25 protein-coding genes are annotated in these 24,634 nt (G+C 41.2%); 17 read left to right on the top strand and 8 right to left on the bottom strand.

The annotated features are described in order from the left end of the window. Window positions 1-82: 82 nt before the first annotated feature. On the bottom strand, window positions 83-1,300 hold the full coding sequence (locus EWU21_RS02175) for a type II toxin-antitoxin system HipA family toxin (protein WP_130895159.1): 1,218 nt from the start codon (window positions 1,298-1,300) through the stop codon (window positions 83-85). Between the two features lie 12 nt (window positions 1,301-1,312). Then, complete coding sequence (locus EWU21_RS02170) at window positions 1,313-1,588, bottom strand: helix-turn-helix domain-containing protein (protein WP_130895158.1); 276 nt, start codon at window positions 1,586-1,588, stop codon at window positions 1,313-1,315. 164 nt (window positions 1,589-1,752) lie between these two features. On the opposite strand from EWU21_RS02170, the gene EWU21_RS02165 reads away from it, so the two are divergent. Next, window positions 1,753-2,757, top strand: a complete 1,005-nt coding sequence (locus EWU21_RS02165; protein ID WP_130895157.1) for a proline iminopeptidase-family hydrolase — start codon at window positions 1,753-1,755, stop codon at window positions 2,755-2,757. A 46-nt stretch (window positions 2,758-2,803) separates the two neighbouring features. On the opposite strand, the gene EWU21_RS02160 is transcribed toward EWU21_RS02165, so the two are convergent. From EWU21_RS02160 to EWU21_RS02150, 3 genes are all read right to left on the bottom strand, one after another. After that, on the bottom strand, window positions 2,804-3,685 hold the full coding sequence (locus EWU21_RS02160) for an alpha/beta fold hydrolase (protein WP_130895156.1): 882 nt from the start codon (window positions 3,683-3,685) through the stop codon (window positions 2,804-2,806). Between the two features lie 2 nt (window positions 3,686-3,687). Beyond that, window positions 3,688-4,905 carry a serine hydrolase domain-containing protein gene (locus EWU21_RS02155; protein ID WP_161566461.1) on the bottom strand — a complete coding sequence of 406 codons (1,218 nt, stop codon included), beginning with the start codon at window positions 4,903-4,905 and terminating at the stop codon, window positions 3,688-3,690. Between the two features lie 322 nt (window positions 4,906-5,227). Beyond that, window positions 5,228-6,199: a helix-turn-helix domain-containing protein gene (locus EWU21_RS02150; protein ID WP_161566460.1), complete on the bottom strand. Its 972-nt coding sequence runs from the start codon at window positions 6,197-6,199 to the stop codon at window positions 5,228-5,230. A gap of 318 nt (window positions 6,200-6,517) precedes the next feature. Here EWU21_RS02150 and EWU21_RS02145 point away from each other — a divergent pair, with 318 nt between their 5' ends. From EWU21_RS02145 to EWU21_RS02075, 14 genes are all read left to right on the top strand, one after another. Further along, window positions 6,518-7,243: a hypothetical protein gene (locus EWU21_RS02145; protein ID WP_130895153.1), complete on the top strand. Its 726-nt coding sequence runs from the start codon at window positions 6,518-6,520 to the stop codon at window positions 7,241-7,243. Between the two features lie 92 nt (window positions 7,244-7,335). Continuing rightward, window positions 7,336-8,109 carry a hypothetical protein gene (locus EWU21_RS02140; RefSeq protein ID WP_130895152.1) on the top strand — a complete coding sequence of 258 codons (774 nt, stop codon included), beginning with the start codon at window positions 7,336-7,338 and terminating at the stop codon, window positions 8,107-8,109. 1 nt (window position 8,110) lies between these two features. Then, entirely contained in the window at window positions 8,111-8,848 is a 738-nt protein-coding gene (locus EWU21_RS02135) for a hypothetical protein (protein WP_130895151.1), read from the top strand. A gap of 1 nt (window position 8,849) precedes the next feature. Continuing rightward, window positions 8,850-9,938: an alpha/beta hydrolase gene (locus tag EWU21_RS02130; protein ID WP_130895150.1), complete on the top strand. Its 1,089-nt coding sequence runs from the start codon at window positions 8,850-8,852 to the stop codon at window positions 9,936-9,938. Between the two features lie 768 nt (window positions 9,939-10,706). Next, window positions 10,707-11,717 (top strand): endo-1,4-beta-xylanase, encoded by a 1,011-nt coding sequence (locus EWU21_RS02120; protein ID WP_130895148.1) that lies wholly within the window; start codon window positions 10,707-10,709, stop codon window positions 11,715-11,717. Then, on the top strand, window positions 11,707-11,898 hold the full coding sequence (locus EWU21_RS02115) for a hypothetical protein (RefSeq protein ID WP_130895147.1): 192 nt from the start codon (window positions 11,707-11,709) through the stop codon (window positions 11,896-11,898). The genes EWU21_RS02120 and EWU21_RS02115 overlap by 11 nt, the downstream gene beginning before the upstream one ends. A 63-nt stretch (window positions 11,899-11,961) precedes the next feature. Continuing rightward, window positions 11,962-13,065, top strand: a complete 1,104-nt coding sequence (locus tag EWU21_RS02110) for a lycopene cyclase family protein (protein WP_130895146.1) — start codon at window positions 11,962-11,964, stop codon at window positions 13,063-13,065. Further along, a complete protein-coding gene (locus EWU21_RS02105) occupies window positions 13,062-13,904 on the top strand; it encodes a Brp/Blh family beta-carotene 15,15'-dioxygenase (RefSeq protein ID WP_130895145.1) in 843 nt (280 codons plus the stop codon). The genes EWU21_RS02110 and EWU21_RS02105 overlap by 4 nt, the downstream gene beginning before the upstream one ends. 107 nt (window positions 13,905-14,011) lie before the next feature. Further along, complete coding sequence (locus EWU21_RS02100) at window positions 14,012-14,737, top strand: bacteriorhodopsin-like (protein ID WP_130895144.1); 726 nt, start codon at window positions 14,012-14,014, stop codon at window positions 14,735-14,737. 94 nt (window positions 14,738-14,831) lie between these two features. After that, a complete protein-coding gene (locus tag EWU21_RS02095; protein ID WP_130895143.1) occupies window positions 14,832-15,380 on the top strand; it encodes an acyl-CoA thioesterase in 549 nt (182 codons plus the stop codon). Window position 15,381: 1 nt separating this feature from the next. Beyond that, a complete protein-coding gene (locus EWU21_RS02090) occupies window positions 15,382-16,878 on the top strand; it encodes a carboxylesterase/lipase family protein (protein WP_130895142.1) in 1,497 nt (498 codons plus the stop codon). An 11-nt stretch (window positions 16,879-16,889) separates the two neighbouring features. Continuing rightward, a complete protein-coding gene (locus EWU21_RS02085; protein WP_130895141.1) occupies window positions 16,890-18,158 on the top strand; it encodes a prolyl oligopeptidase family serine peptidase in 1,269 nt (422 codons plus the stop codon). 372 nt (window positions 18,159-18,530) lie between these two features. Then, entirely contained in the window at window positions 18,531-19,751 is a 1,221-nt protein-coding gene (locus tag EWU21_RS02080; RefSeq protein ID WP_130895140.1) for a serine hydrolase domain-containing protein, read from the top strand. Between the two features lie 430 nt (window positions 19,752-20,181). Next, complete coding sequence (locus tag EWU21_RS02075) at window positions 20,182-21,243, top strand: hypothetical protein (RefSeq protein WP_130895139.1); 1,062 nt, start codon at window positions 20,182-20,184, stop codon at window positions 21,241-21,243. Here the strand turns inward: EWU21_RS02075 and EWU21_RS02070 are convergent. Continuing rightward, on the bottom strand, window positions 21,209-21,853 hold the full coding sequence (locus tag EWU21_RS02070; RefSeq protein ID WP_130895138.1) for a Crp/Fnr family transcriptional regulator: 645 nt from the start codon (window positions 21,851-21,853) through the stop codon (window positions 21,209-21,211). The two genes, EWU21_RS02075 and EWU21_RS02070, sit on opposite strands and share 35 nt — an antisense overlap. 107 nt (window positions 21,854-21,960) lie before the next feature. Between EWU21_RS02070 and EWU21_RS02065 the strand changes: the two genes are divergently transcribed. Together EWU21_RS02065 and EWU21_RS02060 are read left to right on the top strand one after the other, a co-directional pair. Continuing rightward, entirely contained in the window at window positions 21,961-22,341 is a 381-nt protein-coding gene (locus tag EWU21_RS02065) for a cupin domain-containing protein (RefSeq protein WP_130895137.1), read from the top strand. Next, window positions 22,338-23,567 (top strand): BaiN/RdsA family NAD(P)/FAD-dependent oxidoreductase, encoded by a 1,230-nt coding sequence (locus EWU21_RS02060; RefSeq protein ID WP_130895136.1) that lies wholly within the window; start codon window positions 22,338-22,340, stop codon window positions 23,565-23,567. Before EWU21_RS02065 ends, EWU21_RS02060 begins: the two co-directional genes overlap by 4 nt. Here the strand turns inward: EWU21_RS02060 and EWU21_RS02055 are convergent. Together EWU21_RS02055 and EWU21_RS02050 are read right to left on the bottom strand one after the other, a co-directional pair. After that, window positions 23,542-23,997, bottom strand: coding sequence for a DinB family protein (locus tag EWU21_RS02055; protein ID WP_130895135.1), 456 nt, complete (start codon window positions 23,995-23,997; stop codon window positions 23,542-23,544). The two genes, EWU21_RS02060 and EWU21_RS02055, sit on opposite strands and share 26 nt — an antisense overlap. Continuing rightward, a complete protein-coding gene (locus EWU21_RS02050; protein WP_130895134.1) occupies window positions 23,981-24,598 on the bottom strand; it encodes a flavin reductase family protein in 618 nt (205 codons plus the stop codon). The genes EWU21_RS02055 and EWU21_RS02050 overlap by 17 nt, the downstream gene beginning before the upstream one ends. Window positions 24,599-24,634: the final 36 nt, after the last annotated feature.

Raw genomic sequence — 24,634 nt, 5'->3', positions numbered from 1 at the left:
TAAGTTCCACCAATATAGGCTTTGCAGGAGCAAATTTAGTCAAATAATACCAAAATCGTTTTACCCAATAAGGATGAATCTATTACCGTCTCCTAGCTAACGCCTTCCCCATCCTAGTGCGACTCGCTTTTGAAACTCTGGCTTGGTCTGCAAAGTCCGTCCATTTAGAGATCGAAACCTCTACTTGATCCAGGATTTCATTGGCATTTTTTAGACCAAATGTATTCGCCAATTGAAGCAAATGCGTTCTGCCGGGGTTTTTACTTTCTCCCGCTATTGACATACTGTGGTGACCATGAGCAGATTGGGAAAAAGTTAAATCATACGGTGGCGCTAAGGTCCAATTTCCTTCTGCATCCATTAAAAAAGAGACATTCTTGCTATGGTCATCTCGATTTTCGCTAAAAACATTGTAGGCAGCTAGTCGTAAAATTTTCTCTATGGCGGCTACATCTTTTTCTAAATGAAAGGCACATTCCATGAGATGCCCATAATCTAAACTACTTAATCGGTAATTATCTTGCAACATAGCAGCCGCCGAATGTAGATGAATCCGGTTTCCTATTGTTCGATCAAATCGTTTCGTCCCAAAAAAATAACTCCCTGACTGTCCTTCAAATAATCGACTGTCACTCATATCTAAGCCTGCCTCTTTGGCCATCAAATAATACGCGTATTCCACTTGAGCCATATCCGAAACATCAGAGGTAGACCGAAATTTCACTATCCAAGGTTCGAAATGCAAAGGCATTTCGGTAGCTCCTAAGAACAATTCCTCTGTGAGTGGATTAAATCCCACATTCGCTTTAGGTCGGGCTCCTCCACTACTTCCACCCATGGCAAACAAATCGTCTAAAAAGTCACTAGGCTCATCCGCTAACACTTTTTTTACTTCGATTTCCATTTCCTCCAATGCCGAAAAGGAAGCATTTTGCACAAGGTCTTCTTCCGCAGGCTGGTAAATTAAAGCACCTGGCCCTGTTTGACCTACTAAGGATAAGCGCAGTAGCGGATTGATCTCTTCCAAAGAAACACCCGAAGCTAACAACTTCCTATCCACTAATAATTTTCCCCAGCCATCAGGCAGCGAATCATCAAACACACCAAATAACCCTGAAAATAACGAGGTGGAACATTCTTGAATTTGAGCACTCCGCTTCAAATGATAGGGAGAAATATCCCAAGGACCCTCTAAAAAAGAAGTTGCATATTTAAAATAAATACATTTTTCTAGCAACGCGAGCTCGCCCACTTCCACTTGCTTTGGCCCAAAATCTAACATCACTTTCAACTTCTCCATGGAATCAAATTTTTAAGTGAACAATTTTTCCACTCTTTTATCTACTTGACGAGACACAAAAACGGAATCAAAATCATCCAGACAATCAAGCAGATGTGCTAATTGAACTAATGATTCTAAAGAGATCTTTCCAGTCCTTTCAAAACGCTTGATACTCCCAAGCGAAACTCCGGAGCGAAGAGCTAACTCTGCTTGCGAATAACCTGCTTGCTTCCGCAACACGCGTAATTTACTTGCTAATTCTACCTGCGTAGCTAAAGGCGTCTTATGCAAAAGATATGAATTCATAATAGATAATATAATAGCTAAATATAGATAATTTTATTAAAAATAGCTATTATATTAACCATAAATCATGATTTTAAAAACACCAATTTGTTCCCTTATCCGTTTCTGGAACAAGTGCTACATTGATTTTTCAAGTAATCCACTTATGTTTAAGAAAAAAAACGATGAACAAACTATTACTAATTTTCTTGTCGATTTTCGCCCTTACTTCCTGCACAAAAAGTGAAGAAACGGCGGATAACTACTTTTCTTACCCTGACAGCCTGGAAGCTGGTGGAGTGAAAATGATTCCCATTCAAACACCTGCCGGTACCTTTAAGGTGTGGACGAAGCGTTTTGGCACTAATCCTAAGATCAAAATTCTCTTATTACACGGCGGCCCGGCGATGACGCACGAATACATGGAATGTTTTGAGACTTTTTTCCAAAGAGAGGGCTTCGAATTCTACGAATACGATCAACTAGGCTCGTATTATAGTGACCAACCGACGGATTCGACACTTTGGAAAACGGAGCGATTCGTAGAAGAGGTAGAACAAGTTCGCAAGGCCATCGGTGCAGATTCGTCGAACTTTTACATAATTGGGAATTCATGGGGCGGCATTTTAGGCATGGAATATGCGCTGAAATACCAGAAGAATATGAAGGGACTTTTGGTCTCAAACATGGTAGCAAGCGCTCCAGAATATGGAAAATATGCGGAGGAGGTTTTGGCCAAACAGATGGACCCTAAAGTCCTAGCGGAAGTAAGGGCGATCGAAGCAAAAAAGGATTTTAACAATCCGCGCTACATGGAATTATTGATTCCTAACTTCTACCATGAACATATTTGCCGCTTACAAGAATGGCCAGATGCCTTGAATCGCTCGTTAAAGCACGGTAATAGTTCGATATATGTCAGAATGCAAGGGCCGAGTGAATTCGGGATTAGCGGACTTTTGGAAAAATGGGATATCAAAAATCGCTTAAAAGAAATCTCCGTTCCTACCCTGATGATCGGGGCAAAATACGATACGATGGACCCTAAAGCGATGGAAGAACAAAGTAAATTAGTCCAAAAAGGATCCTATTTATACTGCCCTAACGGCAGCCACTTAGCCATGTGGGACGACCAAAAAGTCTACATGAACGGTGTCATTTCGTTCATTAAGAAGGTGGATGGGAAATAATCTACCTTATTCAGTAGGAGGCCATCTCGAAAGGGGTGGCTTTTTTTTATCTCCAAAAATACAAGGCATCCAACTTCCGATAGGGTTTAGCCAGATACCGTAAAATCTCTGAATGGACTAATTCTGGCTCTTCAAAAGGGGATATATGCGTAGCATCAGGTACTATATAAAGAGAAGCCCGAGGAAGATTCTTGTACAAGGTAATTGTATGATCGATTGTGAACATATCATGATCTCCAGCCATCACTAAAAATGGTACCTGAATGGAATTTAATTGAACCAAGCTGATGTTGGGATTATTAAACGCATTATCCGCCACTTTCTTTTTAGAGGCCGCAATCTTAGTTTTATCTGGAGCCAAACGCTCATAAGTAGAAAAATACTTTGCAAGCGGCTTTCGGGTTTTGGCAAATAGGGGATCTGTGGAATTCATTTTCCAAGTCGTATCCATTGTCAATGCTACTCCCTTCGATTCCCCTAAAAAATTAGCCCCCATGATGACCGCTTTATCCATTTTCTCAGGATGAATCAAGGCTAATTCCAACGCAATATCTCCCCCATCGCTCCAGCCTACGAATTTAGCTTTCTTAATTTGTAATAAATCCATCAAGCCATTGACATCAAGCGCCATTTGCGCATAGGTTAATTCTTTCGCATCACTATCAGTGGTTCTGCCTTGGGAGCGAGAATCGACCGCAAAGACTTGGTATTTTTTTGAGAATGCAGCAATCATTCCTCCCATTGTTTCAATAGAGCCATAGCCGCCATGCAAGAGAATCAAGGGCTCCCCTTTACCATAGGTTTCATAGTACATGGAGATGTCACCTACTTGGATGCGTTTGCCCACAGCTGGATTTGAACCATACCGAATCTGCGCGTGTGCGACCGCAGCCCAACAAACTAAAATCGAAAAAATGAATGCTTTCATATTTATTTGATTAAACTTTTCATGACCCAAGACTTAAAATCCGTCCGAATTTTTATTGGCGAAGTAGATGGACGTTGATACAAAACCATGGCGATCATCTCATGCGACGGATCAATAAAGAATATTGGACCCGTAGCACCACTCCAATAGATGGTCCCCGCTGGCCGTGGGTCATTACCAATATCCTTCCGTTTAATCGCATAGCCAAACGTAAAGCCATTATTCTTCAAATCATCTGTTGGCGTAATCGCCGCCTCTAAATTCAACGGCGTTTGATCTGTTTTCATCATCGCTATCGTTGACGGTTTCGCGATACGAACCCCATTTAATTCCCCATCTTGAAGGATCATTTGGCTAAATTTAAAATAATCAATTGCCGTTGAGTTTAATCCACCTGAGCCCGAATAATACGTTTTTGAGCCCCTAATTCGTATACTCTTTTCAGATCCAGGATCAATCAATGCCAATCCCCCTTTTCCATCTGGCTGATAATACGAAGTGAACCTCGGCGCGTCCTTTGGCTCCAAGAAAAAATGCGTATCCTTCATCCCCAAGGGATCTAAAATTCTTTTCTGCACAAAATCTTGGAAAGGCATCCCACTAATAACTTCTACTATACGACCCGCAACCAATAGACCAGGGCCGTAAATCCAACCCTCACCCGGCTCATGGCTTAAAGGTAATTTGGCTAATTTCTTCACATAATTTTCAATGTCACTTGAATAGGCATTTTTGGTAATCGCCGCATAGGCCTCGGGCATATTGCCACCATAAGCACTCGGCTGGCCTGTTGTATGTGTCAATACATGACGAATCAACATCGGTTTTGTCGCCGCGCGCGTTTTATACAGCCACATGCCATCCACACTATCTTTTGATAGCATGATTTGTTGGGACGCGAACTCTGGCAAGTACTTACTCACGGAATCATTCGGTTTACATTTACCGTCTTCTATTAATAGCAACAGAGCTAGCGTAGCTATGGGTTTAGTCATGGATGCCAAACGAAAAATGGCGTTTTTTTGCATCGGGATATGCGTTTCCATTTGCGATTCACCTTGGGCCTCAAAATGAACAATTTTACCCTTGCGTGCAATTAAAGTAACTGCGCCAGCTATCTCTTTTTGTTGGATACTTTTGGAGACCTCATTTTGGAAATCATCCAATACTTTTTGATCAAATCCCAAGGCTTTGACTTCGTTTTTGGAAATTTGATTCAATAATTCAAAATTTTGCGCAAGCGTGAGCTGTACACAAAAAAGTAAAAGAAAAATTAGATGTAAGATTTTCATAGGGTAAATTAGTTTGTAGATAGATGTGGATGTGCTCCAAAAAAGGTTTTGATTTTTTTCAAATGATTTTGAGATTCAATATGCCTAGCTTTTGCATCGCACATTTATGCATTTAATATTTCATCAAGATAATTTTCACCTCAGCAGGCTATCTTTTATATACTTACAAGTTGACTAAAACGGATAAAATACGAAGGGGAAAGCCCAAGAAATTTGTCTAGAAATCAACTATTCTTGTCCAAAAAACAGCTCAATTAGCCATTTCCTTCAAATAAAAACTGGGGTTCACCCCCACATATTTTTTGAAAGCCGCATAGAAAGTGGACCGATTCGAAAATCCACTTTGGTACATGTAGGTCTCTAAGGTAAATTGGTCAAAAAATGACCGCTGTTCCAAAAAATGATGAATACGCAAACGATTGAGGAATTCGACAAAGGACACCCCATAATATTTCTTAATCAGCTTTGGAAATTTTGAAATAGGTATTTCCAAGTCTTTTGCCATGGCCGACAAATCATATTCGGCTGATAAATAGGCTTTCGATGCTTTAACTTGCTTGTCTAAATTCATCGCAACTTGATCCACTTTAAACTCAGGGATTAAATGCGGGTAAATCTCCAGGATCGAAGGAAACAATTTTCCCTTTGGCAGAATACAGCCATCCATATTCTCCTGTACGTTCGGTGTTGTAATGAAGTAGGTAAATAACATGATACCTATCACACATTTTATTAATTGCGATGGAGGATCAAAAGAATTATTGATGAATAAATTGAGATATTGATACAGTTGCAATACAAAATATAGGGTAACTGCCGTACTCAACATATTCAGCCACACTAATGATTGTCTGTTAATAAATACATAATCAGCCCCTTGCCTTTTTTTCGTCAAAGAAATCAAAACCAACGTTGCTATTCCATACACAATCCCCACCAAAATCGACACGGGCTGGACAAAACCCGCCGGAATCCAACCCATAGGCCTCGTAATAAAGTATTTGTTCTGCGCATAATAATGATTGAGGATGTCAGTCTTCTCTGCTGCCGACAAAAACAAATCAGGCATTACACCGATCGTTAACAAAGTTGGAAATACAAAATGCAGGAAATGCAAACCTTTTAATTGGTTATAGGGCAACAACATACCACGCACGTAAAGAAAAAGGGCAACGGGCAAAAAAATCCGAATGATGTTCGGAGTCCTCAAAATAAAAAGCATGTGATAGATATGCTTGGAGGTCAATGCATAAATATAAAACTCAAGAAAAACGACAGCGAAGATGATGTAAATCAGACCATAAACTTTTGGGAATTTTCCGAAACGCACCAACAAATAAAAAATAAAAAAGAGCCCTATGCCACTTGTCAAAAACGATAAATAAGGGACAAAATCAAACATTAAATGATCGCTTCGTTAGACATGTGTTGAAAATTAGACAAATTTTTCAAAAAACAAGACAAAGCATGGCTGAAAAAAATACGGGTCAGAAATTCTTTGGCCTAATTTTCAGAAACAAATCATTTAACCCCAATTCATATGAAAAAATTATTTATTCTCTCGATTTTTTGCTTGCTTACCACAATGGTTTTCGGCCAAGCAAATACAGCTAATTTCCAATATTATAAAGTAAAACCTGGTCACCGCGGCGCATTCAATGAGGCCCTTAAAAACCACACGACCAAATTCCGCAAAGCGGGTACTGCCACCGAATGGGCCATTTTCAATCTCGTAGGTGGTAGTCACCATGGGGAAGTTATGTCCTTGTACAATATAGGTACGTCCTGGGCTAAACGCGACGAATTAGGGGCAACACCCACAAACACGGAAGCTGCTGATGATTTCTACCTGAAGGTTTCTCCACACATCGAAAGCGTTACAGGCGGTGAAATCATCTCCTACCAAGCTGATTATAGTAACTCAAATCCAAGTGAACGATCAGCAAAAATTCGTTCAAGTATCTTAACATTGAAATATGCGCCGGCTGCCGAGTTTTGGGACGTAATAAAACGCTTACCAAAAGCCTGGGACAAAGCAGGAATCAAAATCGCAACTTATCAAACCTCGGGTGCTGCGCGCCTCATTTTCTCTCGCCGCTTCCCGAACGGTTGGAAAGAAATGGATGAACCATCCAAACTAAAAGCATCCTACGAGGAAATCTATGGTAAAGGATCTTATGACCGCGACATCACTATTATGCGTAATTATATCGTGGAAAACGAATCCGTTTATATGACACTTCAGCCTGATTTGTCATCTAAATAAAAGATAATTTTTTCTTAAAAAATCAAAATTTAATCCTCGAAAAGATTAAATTTTGATTTTTTTGTTTACTTTTTCGAGGTATATACAAATTCATGGAAGTACATCACCCCCACCACCCACCCAAAAGTCTTAAGGATTATGCTAGTGAATTCATTGTCATATTCGTCGCTTTAACCTTGGGTTTTTTAGTTGAAAACCAGCGCGAACATTACATCGAAGGATTACGCGAAAAGGAATTAGCTAAATCTTTATTGAAAGACCTCGCTGCGGACTCCGTAGACTTCAAAGAATTCCAAGAACTCCGAATCGTCGAACGAAAATCGGTTAATCAGGCCATAAAAATCCTTGAAAATCAAGGCCTAAAACCCATCGACACGACACTCTACTATCACTTTATTCGAGGGGTTTTTATTTGGCGGCATCCTGAATTTCGTCAAGCAAATTTAGATCAAATCATTAGCTCCGGCTCTCTCCGCTATTTTAAAAACGACACCTTGGCCAAAGCCATCTCAGATTTGAAAATGCAATTGAAGCGTATCGAATACAGACAGGACCGCGAAAAGGAATATTTCTATGCCAATATTCAGCCATGGGTGGTGAATCATTTAAATCTAGCACATGTCGATGCACATCGGAACGGACTTTCGCGCACGAAAATGATGGCTTTGCTAGAACAAAATCAAAGTTCCGCGCCCGGAAAACCCTACTTCTTGGATACCCAACACCAGAATCTAGGCACACAAACTGCCAATATGCTTCGTGGCAGTGATTGGCTCATGAATGTGACCGAAACAGGGTATTATAATGCTTATAAGGCCAAAAGCTACCAACTGCGTAAATTAATTAAATCAAATTTCCCTGACTAAGATGGAAGTACACCACCCACATCACGCACCTAAAAATTGGAAAGAATACCTCAGCGAGTTTTTTATGCTTTTCATGGCAGTCACCCTCGGGTTTTTTGTCGAAAATTACCGAGAACATTTCATCGAACGTGCCCGCGAAAAAGAATTCCTGAGCCTCATTTCCAAAGATATTCAAATGGATATTTCGATGGTGGACTCGAATTTATATTACCGAAATATCCGTGCCGAAATCAGTAAAGAGTTCACTAAAAACTTTACTGATGACGAATACAAAAAAAATTCCGGCCCTTTTTATTATAACGGTCGGCGCCTGCACGTCCGCTATTTATTCGAAAGAACCGATGCTGGATTCCAACTCATGAAAAATGCAGGAGGATTGCGGCTTATCCACAATCCCAAAATCATTCAAGCCATTCAACATTACGAAAACTCGATTTCGGCGATTGAGAAATTCCAAGAAGGGGAAATGAATTACTTACGTGAATATTCCAAAGCCAATGCAGAGGTTTTTGATGTAAAAGTCCTCATGAAATACGCAGGCAGTAACGTAAGCAACTATACGTCAAATTTAATCCCACAGGGCAACCCTCCACTATTAACCTATGACCGGGCAAAAATCAATGTCATGATGGCCCAGTTTTTTGCCATGGATAAAAGTAATTATGTGGTAATGCATTTTGAGGAGAAATTAAAGAAGGAAGGACAAGATTTAATCGAACTGATTGAAACAGCTTTATAATATGAAACCACTTTTAATCATGCTGCTCGTATGGAGTTCGCATTTGTTGGCAGCCCAACAAACCCACATCGTCCTAGATTCAATTCATTCAAACGTATTACATGAGTCCAGAACCTTTCGCGTTTATATACCCAAAGAAATCGTAGAAAAAAAACAAAAACAAGCACAGTATCCTGTCCTTTATGTCCTCGATGGAGATGATAATTATTTGGCAATTTCTGGGATGATGCATTACCTCACGGAGGTCAATGGCAATCGCATATTTCCCAAAATGATTGTCGTTTTTATAAACAATACGAATCGGACGCGCGACTTGACTCCTTATCGGGTTAATGCCTCCGCGATGTTACCCAAAGCCATGGCTGAGGTAACAGGTGGTGCTGAAACATTCACTCAGGTCCTCGAAAAAGAAATCATTCCATATATAAATGCCAAATATCCCACGAGCCCCTACCGAGCATTAATTGGCCATAGTTTCGGAGGAATCTTTGCGCTGTCTGTTTTACAGAAGCACCCAGATTTATTCGATGACTACATCGTGATAGATCCAAGTCTTTGGTATGACGATGGTCAGTTTTCAAAAAGTGTTTTGCAAACAATTCAAGCAGGAAAACTAGGGAACAAATCTTTGTTCATTGGCCTAGCCAATACAATGAATGAACCGAATCTGAACAAAATACTGGCTAGCAAGGCGCCATTTTCAGTCCACGAAAAAAGCATTTTACGTTTCTGCCAAAAGCTAAGTCATTCCAATTCCATGCTCTTTAGTTATCAATATTATCCAAACGATGACCATGGATCGGTTCCATTTGTAGGGGTATACGATGGACTTCGTGCGATTTTCAAGGCCCATCAATTGTCCTATTACGAAGTGGTTAAGCCAAATTTTGATCCCGAAAAACGGATTAAAACCTACTATAATAACTTGTCAGCGAAATTAAAAACCCCATTGCAAATTAGTCCAGAAGAACTCGAATATTTCGACCTGTTTTATTCTATTAATCAAGATCAGAAAGGCCAAAAAAGGCTACGTAATTATTACAAAAAACTGTATCCAAATAAATACGATGAGTGGTTAAAAAAACACTAAACAAATTTCTTCAAAAAGCCATTTCCTAGAAATGGCTTTTTTTATGTACAACTGCCTGCAAAATTGAACCCTAGGGTCTATTTCTCCCCAATCGCCGCGCCCTTAATTTTGTACATCAACATTATTTAAGGCAGAGTTACTCAAAACTTCTTCTTTAACTGGCGAAAAATGAGGAAAATTTACACCCTGTTACACATCGTTTGCTTCTTCTTTATTCAAACGAATACGGCTCAAACAGAGTATCGACTAACCCCAGTCATTCAAAATTTCAAATCAATTACAATTAAAAGTAGCCGATTGCCTCTACACATGAGTTTATTGGCTTTTACCGTACTACTCGCTAGTTTAGGCATCCATCAATCGCAAAGTAGAAATCGTAAAAAACTAGCTTGGTTATGCGATCCAGAACGCAAGTTACTTGACCATTTGCTTCAACATAGAGACCAAAATATAACGACAATCGATTTAAATGAACTTTTAAATTGCGCTAAAAAGTCACAAGAAAGCCAAAGAAGAATCAGGCACCTCGTTATTAACCGCATCAATTTCCATTTAGAATTTAGGTTTAAGATCAAAAATGCCATAGAACGGTCCCCATCTGAGGAAGACAAACGCATGTTTAATTACCACCTTAAACCAGGGATAGAAGACCAGATTAAATCCCTTCTCCATCCTTAATACCAAGTTTAACGGCGGATCATTTTCATAGGAATCAGGGTAGAGTATATCGTTTATTTTACCTATTTTGGAAAAATAAACCTCCAACCTATGAAACTAATTGCCTTATTATTAGGCCTTTCCACTCTCGTCAATGCGCAAAGTTTATTAAAGGACGCAGTCTCTTTCCGTCTAGGGGCCTCTGTTAATCCCAGAATGTTAGTGGAAAATGAAGCCTACAGAAATATTGCTAGCAACGAATTCACCAGCCTAACAGCGGAAAATCACATGAAAATGATGCTGATTCATCCAGCAGCAGATCGTTTTGACTTCACGAAAGGCGATGAAATTGTGGCTTTCGCAGCGAAGACGGGTAAGCGAATGCATGGACATACCTTGGTTTGGCATAATCAAGTTCCGCAATGGATGAAGGATTTTCAAGGCGATCAAAAAGCCTGGGAAGAAATGCTGAAAAACCACATTCAGGCTGTCGTTACGCGGTATAAAGGCCAGGTTTCTGGGTGGGATGTGGTGAACGAATCGTTCTTAGATGACGGCAGTTTGCGGCCTTCTCTTTGGGCAGATCATATCCCGGATTATATCGCCAAAAGCTTCCAATGGGCCCACGAGGCAGATCCCAATGCCCTTCTATTTTACAATGATTACGGCCAAGATGGCCATCCTAAAAAGATGCAGGCCATTCTTGATCTGGTGGCTGACCTAAAAAAGCGTAACATTCCTATTCACGGTTTAGGCTTGCAGATGCATATTAATGTGGATTCGAAACGCACAGAAATTGCAAGGGTAATTGAGCAATCTGCCCAAACAGGTCTCGTTATTCATTTTTCGGAGTTAGACATCGCTGTTAATCCGAAAAACAATCCGGAGTATATCTATGAAGCAAATACGCAGAATGAATTATTCCAATTCATATTTACGTCGTTTCGTGCTATTCCGGCGAGGCAACAATATGGCATCACGTTTTGGAATGTTTCAGACAAGGATACTTGGCTACGCGGTTATTTCAAACGACCGAAAGAATATCCCCTCCTCTTTGACGAAACTTATACTAAAAAACCAGGTTATCATTCTTTAGTTAACTATTTACAACATGCAAAATAAAACAAGGTGGATTCTTCAGGCGTCCCTAGGCCTGTTGCTAACCGGTGCGGGACTTTCCATGGCAATCGATGCTGGTCTCATTAAACTCCAAGGTGGCGATTGGTTCTTTTATGGAACAGGCGCATTGGTCATTTTCAATGCAGGGCTCTGTCTAGTTATTGATGCCGCGCGATTTAAATAATTAAAACAATAATTCAACTTTATGGTTTAGATAGTACAATTTTTTATTTCAATAATTATATTGATGCCAACACTTGTATACGATATTGCGATTATAGGTGCTGGAGCGTCAGGATTGCAGCTTTTGTATGAATTGACACAGGCGAATCCTGAACAAAAAATCTTACTCCTTGATTCAGGAGATCGATCGGCAAAGAGTTGGTGTTTTTGGGAAAATAAAGACGCATCCTGTTTTCCCTTTTTAATCGAAAAATCGTGGGATTCAATGCTCTTTAAAACCTCTAAAGGCGAAAGCATCACATCAGAAATTAACCCACTTGCCTACCATTACATTTCTTCAAGTAAATTTTTCACCTACTTTTTCGAGGATTTCATACCAGCGAATACGAACATTACACACCTAAATACGTGGGTTTCTGATTTGCAAGAACTACCTACGGGCGTGAAAATTAGCTGTAAAAACGGACAAATTTACCAAGCTAAAAAGGTGGCTGATTCCAGACCCGTGAAATCCACAGAGCCAAACTTGATCTTCCAACATTTCAGCGGCAAGTTTATTGAGTTTGATGAGCCTATCTTAGATGATACGTGTATGACCTTGATGGACTTCAGTTTACCTGCTTCCACTCCTGAAATGGCGGTATTTCATTATATATTGCCTTTTAGCAAAACAAAAGCACTCATTGAAACAACTGTTTTCACGCGTGCTGCGTATGATCAGGAGGCTTATGAAAAGATTTGGCAAAAATACATGGCTCTTACCTATGCCAATCAAAAATATACGGTGCTCTCGAATGAAACTGGGACCATCCCCATGGGTGTAAAAACACAAAAAAAAGAAGGCCCTATTTTTACCATCGGTGCAGCTGGTGGAAATATCAAAGCCTCCACAGGTTATGCGTTTACGCGAATGCACGCTGATGCGATCGATCGAGCGCAAAACCGCAGCTCTACGCCGCCAGCTCGTTTTCATTTTTACGACAAAATGCTGTTGAAAATCATGCAAAATGAGATGATCAAGATTCCTGAGGTCATGGATCGCCTGTTCACACGGGTCCCTAAAAAAGAAATACTTAATTTTCTGGATGATAAAACTTCGCTGATAGACGAAATTAAATTACTTTCCCAGCTCGATATCCCTTTGTTTATCAAACACTTGCTGAGATGAAAAACTACCTAGGCGCCCTTGCTACCTTTCTTTATGTAGTTACGTATTTCCTTGTAGGACCGTGGTCGAGCTCCATTGATTTATATATAAGCGGCTTTTTGCTGCTTGCCATCGGGATTCCACATGGCGCTGGAGACCATTTAATTGCGGCAAAAATCGCCCAAAGAGAAAATCTCACTTTTCATTTGCGGCCATTTATCGTGTATTACCTGGGTATCATGCTGGCTTATGCGGCACTTTGGTTCGTTTCTCCTTTGCTTGCATTCGTTATTTTCATTGCCATTAGTGTGTTTCACTTCGGAGACATGGAAGATGTGCAGCCAGTTGAATCCAATAAAACCTGGATCAATCTGGCACAGACCCTTTGCCTAGGTGCGGGAATTTTGTCTTTTATCTTGTTAAGTCATTGGTCAGAGGCTTTTGAAATTATCTCTTCAATGCAAGTTAAAGTACCGCCAAGCTTGCCTAAATTTTCTTTACTTGTTAGCCTTTTGTTGTTGATTTTAGGTTTCCAAAAGAAAAACGTTCACCCTTTTTTCAATACTTTTTTTGCTTTAGTTTTCGGTTATTTTCTGCCGCTAATTCCCGCCTTTATCTGTTATTTTTCGTGTTGCCATGCCATCACCAGTTTTGAAGGCATGCGAAAGCACCTGAAAATGAAAATAGTGGAATTGTACAAAAAACTTATTCTATTCTCTGCAGGAGCCGTTGTACTAGGAATAGCTTATATAAAATTGGCTACCAATAACTTACAAGTTTATCCCATTTTCATATTTCTTTCCTTACTGACACTACCGCATTTTCTACTTATGCATAAATTAATAAAACGCCCAGATTGAACAATTTGTACAATTTTAATTTTTTTTTAAATTTTTTTTACAATATTTGAAACAATTGCCGACATCATATGTTTAGTTAACAGTTTAACTTTAAATCATTAACATTTATGGAAACATTAAACATTTTATTGAACGGCACCCTAGCTGCCGGAGATTACATCGGCTTCACCTTCTTTACAGGTTACATGTCGATGCTTGCTGCTTCGATCTTCTTCATTGTAGAGAGAGGTACAGTAAACGATAAGTGGAAAACATCTCTTTTGATTTCTGCTTTGATCACCTTTATTGCGGCAGTGCATTATTTCTACATGCGCGGTGTATGGTTAGACACTCACGAGTCTCCTACACAATTCCGTTACATTGACTGGACTTTAACTGTGCCGTTAATGTGCATTGAATACTTCTTGATTTTAAAGCCAGCAGGTGCTAAAACAGGAATGTTATCTCGTTTAATCTTTGGCTCAGTAGTAATGCTAGTTGCGGGTTACATCGGAGAAGCAGTAGTTCCAGCTCAAAACGTGATGTGGGGAATCATCTCTACCTTAGGATGGGCATTAATTATCTATGAAATTTACATGGGTGAGGCTTCTAAGTTAGCAGCAGCTTCTTCTAACGAAGATGTAAAAACTGGCTTCAAAGTAATGCGTTGGTTCACTTTAGTGGGCTGGGCAATCTATCCAGTAGGATACATGATGTTACCAGGTAACTTGTTATCAGGATTCTCAGGAAACATTGACTTAGCTTACAACATTGCTGATGCGATCAACAAAATTGGTTTCGGCCTAGTTGTTTGGAACATCGCAAAAGGTGCTACGGCATCAGAAGCGAAATAATAGTTATTTCCAAAAGGAAAGGGAGCGGTCATCGATCGTTCCCTTTTTTTATGCCCAAAATTTAGCTAGCTTAGGGCCTGATAAACCTCCTACTATGCTCTCCCCTAAGCGAGTTTCTGATTCAGAAACAACGATTACCGAATTAATGATCCCCGCCTTCGCAAACTTCAGTGGCAAAATTCATGGAGGCACTTTACTCTCTTTAATGGACAAAGTAGCCTACGTTTGCGCGGCAAAACACAGTGGCAATTATTGCGTAACTGTGGCGGTAGAAGGAGTGGAATTCTTTAATCCTGTCGAAGTGGGCGACCTTGTCTCGATCAAAGCATCCGTGAATTACGTTGGCAGAACCACCATGATCATAGGCATGCGAATCGAATCCTTAAAGCCCAAAACCGGTGTTGTCACCCACACGAATTCCTGCTACTTTACCATGGCCGCCAAGAACGACGATGGCGAATTGACAGAAGTTCCTGGCCTAATTTTAGAAGACGAAACCCAAACGCGTCGATTCGCCGAGGGTAAATTACTTCGAAAACTATCGCTTGAAAAGCGCGAATTATTAAAATCTGACCTCAAAAATATCTACTCCGGCGACATTCGTAAGATGTGCGATGGAGAGAAATGTGAATTGACTTACTAGTATGAAAAAGACATTCCTTTTACTGTGTTTAGCGCTGAACCTTACAGCGCAAGACGTCATCATTAAAACGTCAAAAGGGTCCGTTGCAGGAGTCTACAATCCCGAGACAAAGGTGGAAAAATTCCTTGGAATCCCCTTTGCGAAACCTCCTGTGAGAGATTTACGATGGAAAGCACCTGTGCCCATGGAGTCGTGGTCCGGCATAAAAGCGGCTAAAGCCTTTGGCCCTAGTCCGATGCAAGCCAAGCCTGCTCCTTTTGCGTTTTGGTCTTCCGAATTCCTCATTCCAGAATCGCCTATCAGCGAAGATTGCTTGTATTTAAATGTATGGGCGCCGCGATCGAATAAAGGCAAAAAAGCCGTGTTAGTTTACATTTATGGCGGCGGATTTCGAAGCGGAGGAGCAGCTTGCCCTATTTATGATGGGGAAAATATGGCACAGAAAGACATCATCTTCGTTAGCATCAACTACCGTGTAGGTATTTTCGGATTCTTAGCTCATCCAGCATTAAGCGCAGAAGCAACATACGGCGCCTCTGGAAATTATGCCCTATTAGATATGATAGCGGGATTAAAATGGGTGAAAGAAAACATTGCTTTGTTCGGTGGAGATCCGAACCAGGTAACCATTGCAGGACAATCCGCTGGAGCCTTTGCCGTCAACTTCCTGTGTGCCACTCCCCTTGCGAAAGGATTATTTCAGGGCGCTATTGCAGAAAGTGGTGCCAGCATGCTTCCTAGTCCATTAAGACCGGCGATCACAAAAGCCCAAGCGGAAAATAATGGTCTTGAATGGGCGACTAAGTTAGGGGCTAAGTCACTTGCCGATTTGCGCGCTTTATCCGCTGATGCCATTCAACAAGCAGGAGGAAATGCGTCTCCCTATTCAGATGGCTATGTTTTACCCTTAGCGATGCCCGAAATTTATGCCAAAGGTCTTCAAAACGATGTCCCTATTTTAGTGGGTTGGAATTCAGAAGATCGATTGGGATCTAAAGCGGCAGAACCTGAGGTGTTCAAAGCGACGCTCGAGAAGCGTTTTGGTTCTCGCGGGGCAGAAGTATTCGCGGCCTATGGGCCTAACGGATCCTTGGATTTAGGTCGTGATGAAAGTTTTGGGGTACAAGTGCACACCTGGGCAAAGACGCAGAACCACCATGGAAAGGCACCGGTCTACCTATATAACTTCAACCGAGCGATCCCGGGTTATGATGAATCTACTCGTTTTGGCGCCTTCCACACGGGAGAAGTTCCGTATGCCTATGCTAATTTGCATACGGTTAATCGCCCATTTGAAGCAGTAGACACTATTTTAAGCCAAAAAATGTCTTCTTATTGGGTCAATTTCACAAAGACCGGAAATCCGAATGGAGCTGGTTTAGAGGTTTGGCCTACATTTAATTCCACAGACCAACAAGTCCAAATCCTGGATAAGGTCATCGAGTCAAAAGAATTACCCACGCGTAAAGCATTAGAATTACTTGAAAATTTAAACTAAACCTATTACCTATGAAAAAGTACCCCTTATTAACCTTGCTGTTTGCTTTGATGGCCTTCAGCAGCTTTGCAAAACCCACAGGCACCTACAAAATCGTCGTCGAAGGCTTCGACTGGGGCGCTGGAGTCAACAAAGTCATTCTAGCCTTGAATGACACCACCTCTAAAGTGAATGCAGCAGACTTTACCGTTTATGCTAGCCGAAAATTAAGCACAGGCCCTATAGCGGACCAAGATACTAAACGCGAAATCGTTAGCGCTTACGTTTCAGATGAAAATGGTGCGCGTATTCGCAACGGCAAAAACATTACGCTCGTTTTATCCGTAGGGCCTCAGCTGCCTATTAGCTCCCCTTTTCAATACCTAAGAAGTAAAGGCAACGTTTGGGTGGATTATTCCTTAACCATCGTACAGCCTAAAACTGGGCAGATTTGGGATACATCTACAGGCAAAATCATGCCATTGATTGATCAATTTGACCTCACTGGCAAATACGTGTTCAATGAGAAATTAACCATGTCATACGCGACCTTCACCCCTAAAGTAAAGAAAGACAAAGCGCCTTTGATCATCTGGCTTCACGGCGGTGGCGAAGGTGGGACGGATCCTACGGTTCCTCTTTTGGGAAACAAAGCAGCCAACTATGCCGCTGAAGGCATCCAATCCATTTTCGAAGGAGCCTACGTATTATCACCACAATGCCCAGGCGCCTGGATGCACAATACGCAAGGGGTGGGCACACAAGGAAAAGATAACGACATCTACAATGAAGGTTTAATGGCCTTGATCAAGGATTATGTCAAAGCAAATCCAGGCATCGACCCTAGCCGCATTTATGTGGGCGGTTGCTCGAATGGAGGATATATGGCCTTGAAATTGATCTTCTTGAATCCGGATTATTTTGCAGCAGGCTACATTAGTGCTTTGGCCTATAAATCAGAATACATCCCTGATAGCGATATTCAAAAGATTAAGAATGTGCCTATTTGGTTTGTGCACTCCAAAGACGATAGAACTACCATCCCAGACATTACAGTGGTACCCGTTTTCGATCGTTTACGCAAGGCAGGTGCGAAAAACGTACACTTCACCTATTACGATCGCGTAAACGACATCACTAATTTCTACGGCGGAAAAGGCTTTGAATACAATGGCCACTGGTCCTGGGTTTACCTACACGAAAACCTACCCAGAACGGATCTAGACGGTTCACCAGTCCGAGTGAATGGCAAGCCGGTTACCATCATGGAATGGATGGCGGCGCAGAAAAAAGGGAAATAAGTAAAAAGGACAGCTTTGCGGTTGTCCTTTTTTTTATCGTGCAACTAGAAAATAAAAGATCAATAAGAAAATTAGGATTGCTAACATTGCTTTCCAATGAATTCGCTGGTATTCGGGGTATTTGATGGCAATGAAGGCCATCATCCCTAACGTTACAAGGTGAAGGTAAATTCTAGGACTCTTAAAATCACTCTCGTAAGATAATAGGTAAATGCAAATAGCTTGGTTAATGACTAAGCAAATTGCAATACCGTACTTTTTCAGGTAAAGACTTAAGGTGTTTTCCATTGTATGTAGTGGTTAAAATTGTGTTTTGTAATCTAGACAAATTCTATCACCTTTACGTTAATACCTCCTTTTAAAATAATCAAAATGAAATTCACTAAACACCTTATCCTCCTATTCAGTCTCCTATTCGTAGGCGAAATCAGTGCACAGGCACCCAAAATTGTGGCCGGCATCAATGTCGACCGAGTTAAACGATTAGAAAAATTTGTTCAGTCCGAAATGGATAAGGGAAACATCCCTGGTGCCGTGACGATGATTATTCACAATGGCCACGTGGTTCACCAAGGGGCTTTGGGATACAAAAACGTGGTGACTAAGGCACCCATGACTACGGACGATTTATTTTACATCCAGTCCATGACGAAACCCATCATCTCCACGGCATTCATGATGTTGTATGAAGGAGGGTATTTTAAATTAAGCGACCCTGTTTCGAAATACTTACCAGAGTTTAAAAATTTGCGCGTCGTAAGAAGTGTAAATGATGGCCCGGATGCTCCTACTGATTCGTTAAAGTCGCAGATCACGATGACGCAATTATTAAGCCATAGCGGTGGATTAACACATGGTTTGGACCAAAACCCCGTTCAAATTCGATTCAGAAATGGCTATTTCAAACCCGGCATTAAAACGATTCAAGAGCGTGTGGCCAATATGACGAAGTTCCCCTTATTAGCTCAACCGGGTACGGAATGGAATTATAGCGCTGGACCAGATGTGCTTTGTGTATTGATTGAAAAGTTCTCTGGGATGAGTGTGAATGAGTTTTTAAAGTCACGCTTATTTGAGCCTTTAGAGATGAAACATACGGGGTATAATGTACCTAAAGAGGAACAAGCTAAAATTGTGGCATTACATACTAAGGGTAAAAATGGAACGATTTCTGTGGCTGCGAATCAGCCTCCTTTTGAAAATGTGACGGTTTGGAGTGGCGTGAATGGCTTGTTTTCGACGGCTGCAGATTATGCCACTTTTTGCCAAATGATGCTAGCCGGCGGAACCTATAAAGGCAAACAATACTTGAGCCGCAAGACCGTGGAATTAATGACCTCCAATCACACAGGGGACTTATTCCCAACTCCAGGAACAGAATGGGGCCTAGGCTTTGCCGTGGTAATCGACGGGCCAGCGACGAAAACTCCGGCGTCAAAAGGATTATTCTATTGGGGAGGTGCAAATAACACCCACTTCTTTATTGACCCGAAAGAGAAACTCATTGCTCTATTTATGACTCAGGAAAGCAATTTCACTTGGGATTACCACAACAGTTTACGCCAAATGGTTTACCAGACATTGGCAGATTAATACAGAAAGCCGGGCATCGTCCCGGCTTTTTTTTCTTGCTCTAGCGCAAGAATTACTCCTATTTAATGGCGGATATTTGACCTAAGGATCGCGAACCTCAGGTGACTACCGAAAAACCTAATAAAAGAGTAGGTGACCATTATTTACATACCTAACCATGTTATACCTAAAATCAACAACTCAGAAATCGAATCGATTTCTAACTGGAATTGCCTTAGCGGTGATGCTCATTTCAAGTATTCAATTTAATCCTAGTCCGACTTTCAAAACTTCCGAAGCTTGCTTTCTGAATATTTTCAAATTGGAAATTTTCGGTGTTCTGGATGGCGTAAAAAACAACACGGACGTTGATTTATATCTTTTCGGAATTAAAATTTTCTGATAAATGGGTTAGGACTCCGGTCCTAACCTCTTTTTTACTCCATTTACTATGCTACAAAAAATCGTATTTTTACTCGCACTTTCTTATTCCTCTCTTGCACAAATACACGTGCTAAATGAGAAAAACCAACAACCTATCGAAGGTGTGGAGGTCTATTCCCCTACAGGCGTTCTGATGGGGCTCAGTGATACAAAAGGCGAAGTTGAGCTGAAATCTCCAGCTACTTTTCTGTTTTCTCATTTTCTGTATGAAAGCAAAACAAATACAGCGTCACAAGACGTTTATTTAAAACCACGCAGCATTCAGTTAGCTGACGTTCAGGTAAAATCGAATAAACGGAAAATGGGCGTTTTACTAAAAGGCTATTTCCGGAGCTTTCAATTCAGAAATGACAGTCTAGAATTTTTCAGTGATGGAGAAATCGAGGTTTTAGTTCCAGCCAATCCAAACAAAAGCGTCGAATACAAACGGATTCAACAGCGAAATTTGAAAGGCCAATTGTTTAAAATAGCTTTTCAAGGAAAATCGACGAGTTACGGCATGACCATCACGCTCCCTCCTATCCTCGAATTGATTAGAACTAGAGATTTGCAATCCTCGGCTCAAGCCCTAAACGCGAGGCAAGATTCAGTTGCGCTCATACAAGCTGAGACAGGGGTTCGCTGGGGTCAAATGAATCGAATAAATGCCCAACTTCTTCAAGTGGCAATTCATCACTATCCATTAGGAAAACCTCAAATACTTAAAAGTTTGGGGATGGAATCGCACATCATAGTGAGCGACGAAGAAAGTATCGCACAAGTAGAGAATAGAGAAAACTTCGATCCCATCCAGCTCATCTATCATAAGAATGTGAATAAAATAGATTTCAAAGCAAAAGGAAAACCCCACTTTGATCAATATAATTCTATCACGGAATTTTTTATTCATTCCGCTGAGATCGAAAAAGGGGACGAAAAAGGATTCTCCAAAAGAACTTCACTAGGGAATGAGACTAGGTACAGCGACCCTTATTGGGAAAAAGCAGCTTCTCATCCGAATTTCAAACCACTACCGTCTGCCATAGAAGAGGAAATTAATCGACAAACGAAGGAGAAGCATTTGCCTTAAACGGCTTTCCTTTTGCCATTCTACTTCTAATTCTACTTAATTCGGAAGGACTGATATTCAAAAATTGAGCAATGTATTTATCAGGTACTTGTTTGATATGTGCAGCAAAGTGAAGACAATAATACTCGTAACGCATTTGACAATTACCCATGTGTAAAATCAAGTTCAGGTGTTCCATTTCAAAAAAATAGAGCTCCATTAGTTGACGAAAAAGAAGAGAGAGAACAGGAATCTGAACGAATAATTGATCGAGTAAGCAACGATCAAGGTAAAGTAGGGTTGTTCGCTTAATCGTTTCTGAATGAATGATTGTTACTTTAGTCGGCTGGAAACTAGCAGCTGATAAACAGAACGTCGAGGGGAGGACAAAACCTCGATCGATAGTGGAGTCTTGCTGTGTTGTGTTAGGCATTGTAGAAAAGTGTCGAAGAAGGCCATCCGCAACAAAATACAAACGCGGTTTCGAATCGACACAAGAGGTAATGGGCTGATTACGTTTAGTCTGCTGGTATTTAAAAGCACGCAAAAAGATCGCTAATTCTTCAGTCGACAAGAGATGAAATGATTCCAAAAACTGACTTAATCGCTTCTTTGACTCTAGGTTATTCATAGTGGTTATCCGTTTTAATGACACTAAACTAGTGGATTCAAAAGAGTCATAATAACAGTAAACTGATAATATGCGATTTGCTTCCTGATTTTATCTTATTTTTGTACATGAGTAAATTACCATTGAGCAAAACACCTTTGAACAGGACGCCTTTGAACAAGACGAATTGGATCGCAGACGCTGACATCGAATGGGAAATCCTAAACGAGTCTTGCAAACGCAAAATAATGGCCTATAATGATGGTCTCATGATCGTGAAGGTACATTTCAAAAAAGGCGGAGTAGGTGCGATTCACCAGCATATTCATACCCAAGGTTCGTATGTAGAAAGTGGCGTTTTTGAAGTGATTATAGGTGATGAGAAAAAGATCCTAAAACAAGGTGACGTGTTCTTCATACCTCCCTCCATCGACCATGGTGTAGTGGCTCTTGAAGAAGGCATTTTGGTGGATTCGTTTAATCCTATGCGCGCAGATTTTATCCAATGAAAATAATCGTCATCGGTGGGGGTGCCGCTGGATTTTTTGCTGCTATTTCTGCCAAAGAGCATAATCCTGAAGCTGAAGTAACCATCCTGGAGAAAACCTCCAAGTTTTTAGGGAAGGTTAAAATATCCGGCGGTGGCCGATGCAACGTCACCAATGCTACGTTTAATTCCCGTTTGCTATCAGAAAATTATCCCCGTGGGGAGAAATTCCTCCGTAAGGCCTTTGAAGTATTCAATGCGTCCTCGATGGTCGAATGGCTAGAGACTCGAGGTGTAGCTTTGAAGACCTACCATGATAACTGCATTTTCCCCCTTTCAAACGATTCCCAAACCATTATCGATTGCTTTATGTCCGAGGCTCGACGCTTGCACATCAACCTGCATAGCAGTCAATCCGTAGAGGAAATAAAGCCCACGGCGAAAGGCTTTCGCATTCATTGCCGAGATACGGAATATGACGCGGATCGCGTGATTGTGACGACGGGTGGACAACCGAAGATGTCGGGATTGCATTGGCTCGCAGATATTGGTCACGAAATTATTCCGCCAGTCCCTTCCCTATTTACCTTTAACATGCCGCAAGAACCTATTCGGGATTTGATGGGTATCGTGGTGGAGAAAGCCCGGGTTCGGATTGAAGGCCAAAAGCTTATCGGCCAAGGTCCTCTGTTAGTCACGCATTGGGGAATGAGCGGACCGGCCATTCTGCAGCTTTCGGCTTGGGGAGCGCGGATTTTGGCAGAAAAAGAATACCGATGTGCCATCCTCGTGAACTGGTTAGACGAGACAAAAGAAGAAGAGTTACGTGCGCAAATCTCGCAAGTCATGAAAGAGCATGGGGCCAAGATGATGGCCAATTTGAATCCCTTTGCGATGCCGAATCGACTTTGGGTCTACTTATTAGAAAAGAATGAAATCAAGACCAGCCTCCGCTGGAATGAATTAGGAGGCAAAGCGCTCAATAAATTAATCAATACCTTAATTAACGACCGTTATGTGGTTCAGGGAAAAACAACCTTTAAAGAGGAGTTTGTCACTGCGGGCGGCGTAGACTTACAAGACATTAGCGTCCAAACCATGGAAAGCAAAAAGTGCCCTGGCTTATTCTTTGCGGGTGAAGTAATGGACATCGATGGCATCACCGGTGGATTCAATTTTCAATCTGCGTGGACCACTGGATTTATTGCCGGAAAGAGCGCTGCTAGTTCGCCAGCATCTCCCGAATAATTTTCAAGTGATGTTCCGAATGCACATATAAAAACCGAAAAGTTTCCTTCTTTTTCAAATCCCCAAAAAACGGATGGGTGAAATAATTACCGGCTTCTACGTTTTCTAATTCCTCTACTCTTTCACGACATAAGGCCACATGCGCTCGCAAGGTCTCCTGTGTAATTTCCCCTGGAGTCACGATTTTAGGTGCTCCCACTTTTCCTCTTGGAATCACACCGCGCCAAAGAATCACATATTTCAAAGGTTTAAATCGCCACTTGAACTTAGTCGGATCTGAGCGCTTCACCCCCTCAATAACAGAACTAATCACTAACAAATCATGCTCAATTTGCCAACCTACTGTAGAAGCTGAAATCGCATCATTCCTAACTTCAAGTTGTGGAATAAAGCTTTCTAATTCGTCTAATTGCTTACGTAGTTTTTGCATAAGGCAAGTTATCAATTTTATCGGTTTTGTAATAACCGGAGGTTCCTAAGGAGGTTAAGATACCGGCTTTGGCCAAATCCAAAAAGCCATCCTCCTCCTGCATTCCAGCCGGCACATAGGCTTCCTGCAATGATCCAATAACTAAAAAAGTATTATTCAATTCAATGGGCATCAGCCGCTCAAATTTCAACATATATTGAACGGGAGACTCCGCCACGAATGGCGCAATGCACCCTTCGCGATATTCCTCCGTCAATCCTGTCATCTCGAATTCCGAAACGCCATCCGGGTATTTCGCACTCGTCTGATGCGCTTGTTTGTACATCGATTCCGTTACTAAATTCACGGTATAAATACCCGTTTCTTGGATATTTTGTAAGGTATGAGGTGCCGCCGCCAATGGACGATTAATGAAGCCGATCAAGGCAGGATCCGCTCCTAAATGAACGATATTACTAAAAACAGCGAGATTTGAAACGCCATTTCCGTTCACCGTTCCTATCAGCGATAGGCTCTTAAATCCACTCAAGGAGTTAATGAAATTAGCGCGGGTGAAACGATCCCAGGTTTGGAGTTCAGAAAGAGAAAAATGTTTGCTCATAAAGGTAGAAGTGACTTTTATCACTTTTTATGGCTT

The sequence above is a fragment of the Aquirufa antheringensis genome (assembly GCF_004307425.1).
In the GTDB taxonomy this organism is placed as follows: domain Bacteria; phylum Bacteroidota; class Bacteroidia; order Cytophagales; family Spirosomataceae; genus Aquirufa; species Aquirufa antheringensis.
This window is presented reverse-complemented; position numbering and strand designations above follow the sequence as displayed.

Excerpts from the sequence above, each read along its gene's own strand:
- EWU21_RS02175 (WP_130895159.1), bottom strand. The coding sequence starts at position 1,300 with ATGGAGAAGTTGAAAGTGATGTTAGATTTTGGGCCAAAGCAAGTGGAA.
- EWU21_RS02170 (WP_130895158.1), bottom strand. The coding sequence starts at position 1,588 with ATGAATTCATATCTTTTGCATAAGACGCCTTTAGCTACGCAGGTAGAA.
- EWU21_RS02165 (WP_130895157.1), top strand. The coding sequence starts at position 1,753 with ATGAACAAACTATTACTAATTTTCTTGTCGATTTTCGCCCTTACTTCC.
- EWU21_RS02160 (WP_130895156.1), bottom strand. The coding sequence starts at position 3,685 with ATGAAAGCATTCATTTTTTCGATTTTAGTTTGTTGGGCTGCGGTCGCA.
- EWU21_RS02150 (WP_161566460.1), bottom strand. The coding sequence starts at position 6,199 with ATGCTTTTTATTTTGAGGACTCCGAACATCATTCGGATTTTTTTGCCC.
- EWU21_RS02145 (WP_130895153.1), top strand. The coding sequence starts at position 6,518 with ATGAAAAAATTATTTATTCTCTCGATTTTTTGCTTGCTTACCACAATG.
- EWU21_RS02140 (WP_130895152.1), top strand. The coding sequence starts at position 7,336 with ATGGAAGTACATCACCCCCACCACCCACCCAAAAGTCTTAAGGATTAT.
- EWU21_RS02135 (WP_130895151.1), top strand. The coding sequence starts at position 8,111 with ATGGAAGTACACCACCCACATCACGCACCTAAAAATTGGAAAGAATAC.
- EWU21_RS02130 (WP_130895150.1), top strand. The coding sequence starts at position 8,850 with ATGAAACCACTTTTAATCATGCTGCTCGTATGGAGTTCGCATTTGTTG.
- EWU21_RS02120 (WP_130895148.1), top strand. The coding sequence starts at position 10,707 with ATGAAACTAATTGCCTTATTATTAGGCCTTTCCACTCTCGTCAATGCG.
- EWU21_RS02115 (WP_130895147.1), top strand. The coding sequence starts at position 11,707 with ATGCAAAATAAAACAAGGTGGATTCTTCAGGCGTCCCTAGGCCTGTTG.
- EWU21_RS02110 (WP_130895146.1), top strand. The coding sequence starts at position 11,962 with ATGCCAACACTTGTATACGATATTGCGATTATAGGTGCTGGAGCGTCA.
- EWU21_RS02105 (WP_130895145.1), top strand. The coding sequence starts at position 13,062 with ATGAAAAACTACCTAGGCGCCCTTGCTACCTTTCTTTATGTAGTTACG.
- EWU21_RS02100 (WP_130895144.1), top strand. The coding sequence starts at position 14,012 with ATGGAAACATTAAACATTTTATTGAACGGCACCCTAGCTGCCGGAGAT.
- EWU21_RS02095 (WP_130895143.1), top strand. The coding sequence starts at position 14,832 with ATGCTCTCCCCTAAGCGAGTTTCTGATTCAGAAACAACGATTACCGAA.
- EWU21_RS02090 (WP_130895142.1), top strand. The coding sequence starts at position 15,382 with ATGAAAAAGACATTCCTTTTACTGTGTTTAGCGCTGAACCTTACAGCG.
- EWU21_RS02085 (WP_130895141.1), top strand. The coding sequence starts at position 16,890 with ATGAAAAAGTACCCCTTATTAACCTTGCTGTTTGCTTTGATGGCCTTC.
- EWU21_RS02080 (WP_130895140.1), top strand. The coding sequence starts at position 18,531 with ATGAAATTCACTAAACACCTTATCCTCCTATTCAGTCTCCTATTCGTA.
- EWU21_RS02075 (WP_130895139.1), top strand. The coding sequence starts at position 20,182 with ATGCTACAAAAAATCGTATTTTTACTCGCACTTTCTTATTCCTCTCTT.
- EWU21_RS02070 (WP_130895138.1), bottom strand. The coding sequence starts at position 21,853 with ATGAATAACCTAGAGTCAAAGAAGCGATTAAGTCAGTTTTTGGAATCA.
- EWU21_RS02065 (WP_130895137.1), top strand. The coding sequence starts at position 21,961 with ATGAGTAAATTACCATTGAGCAAAACACCTTTGAACAGGACGCCTTTG.
- EWU21_RS02060 (WP_130895136.1), top strand. The coding sequence starts at position 22,338 with ATGAAAATAATCGTCATCGGTGGGGGTGCCGCTGGATTTTTTGCTGCT.
- EWU21_RS02055 (WP_130895135.1), bottom strand. The coding sequence starts at position 23,997 with ATGCAAAAACTACGTAAGCAATTAGACGAATTAGAAAGCTTTATTCCA.
- EWU21_RS02050 (WP_130895134.1), bottom strand. The coding sequence starts at position 24,598 with ATGAGCAAACATTTTTCTCTTTCTGAACTCCAAACCTGGGATCGTTTC.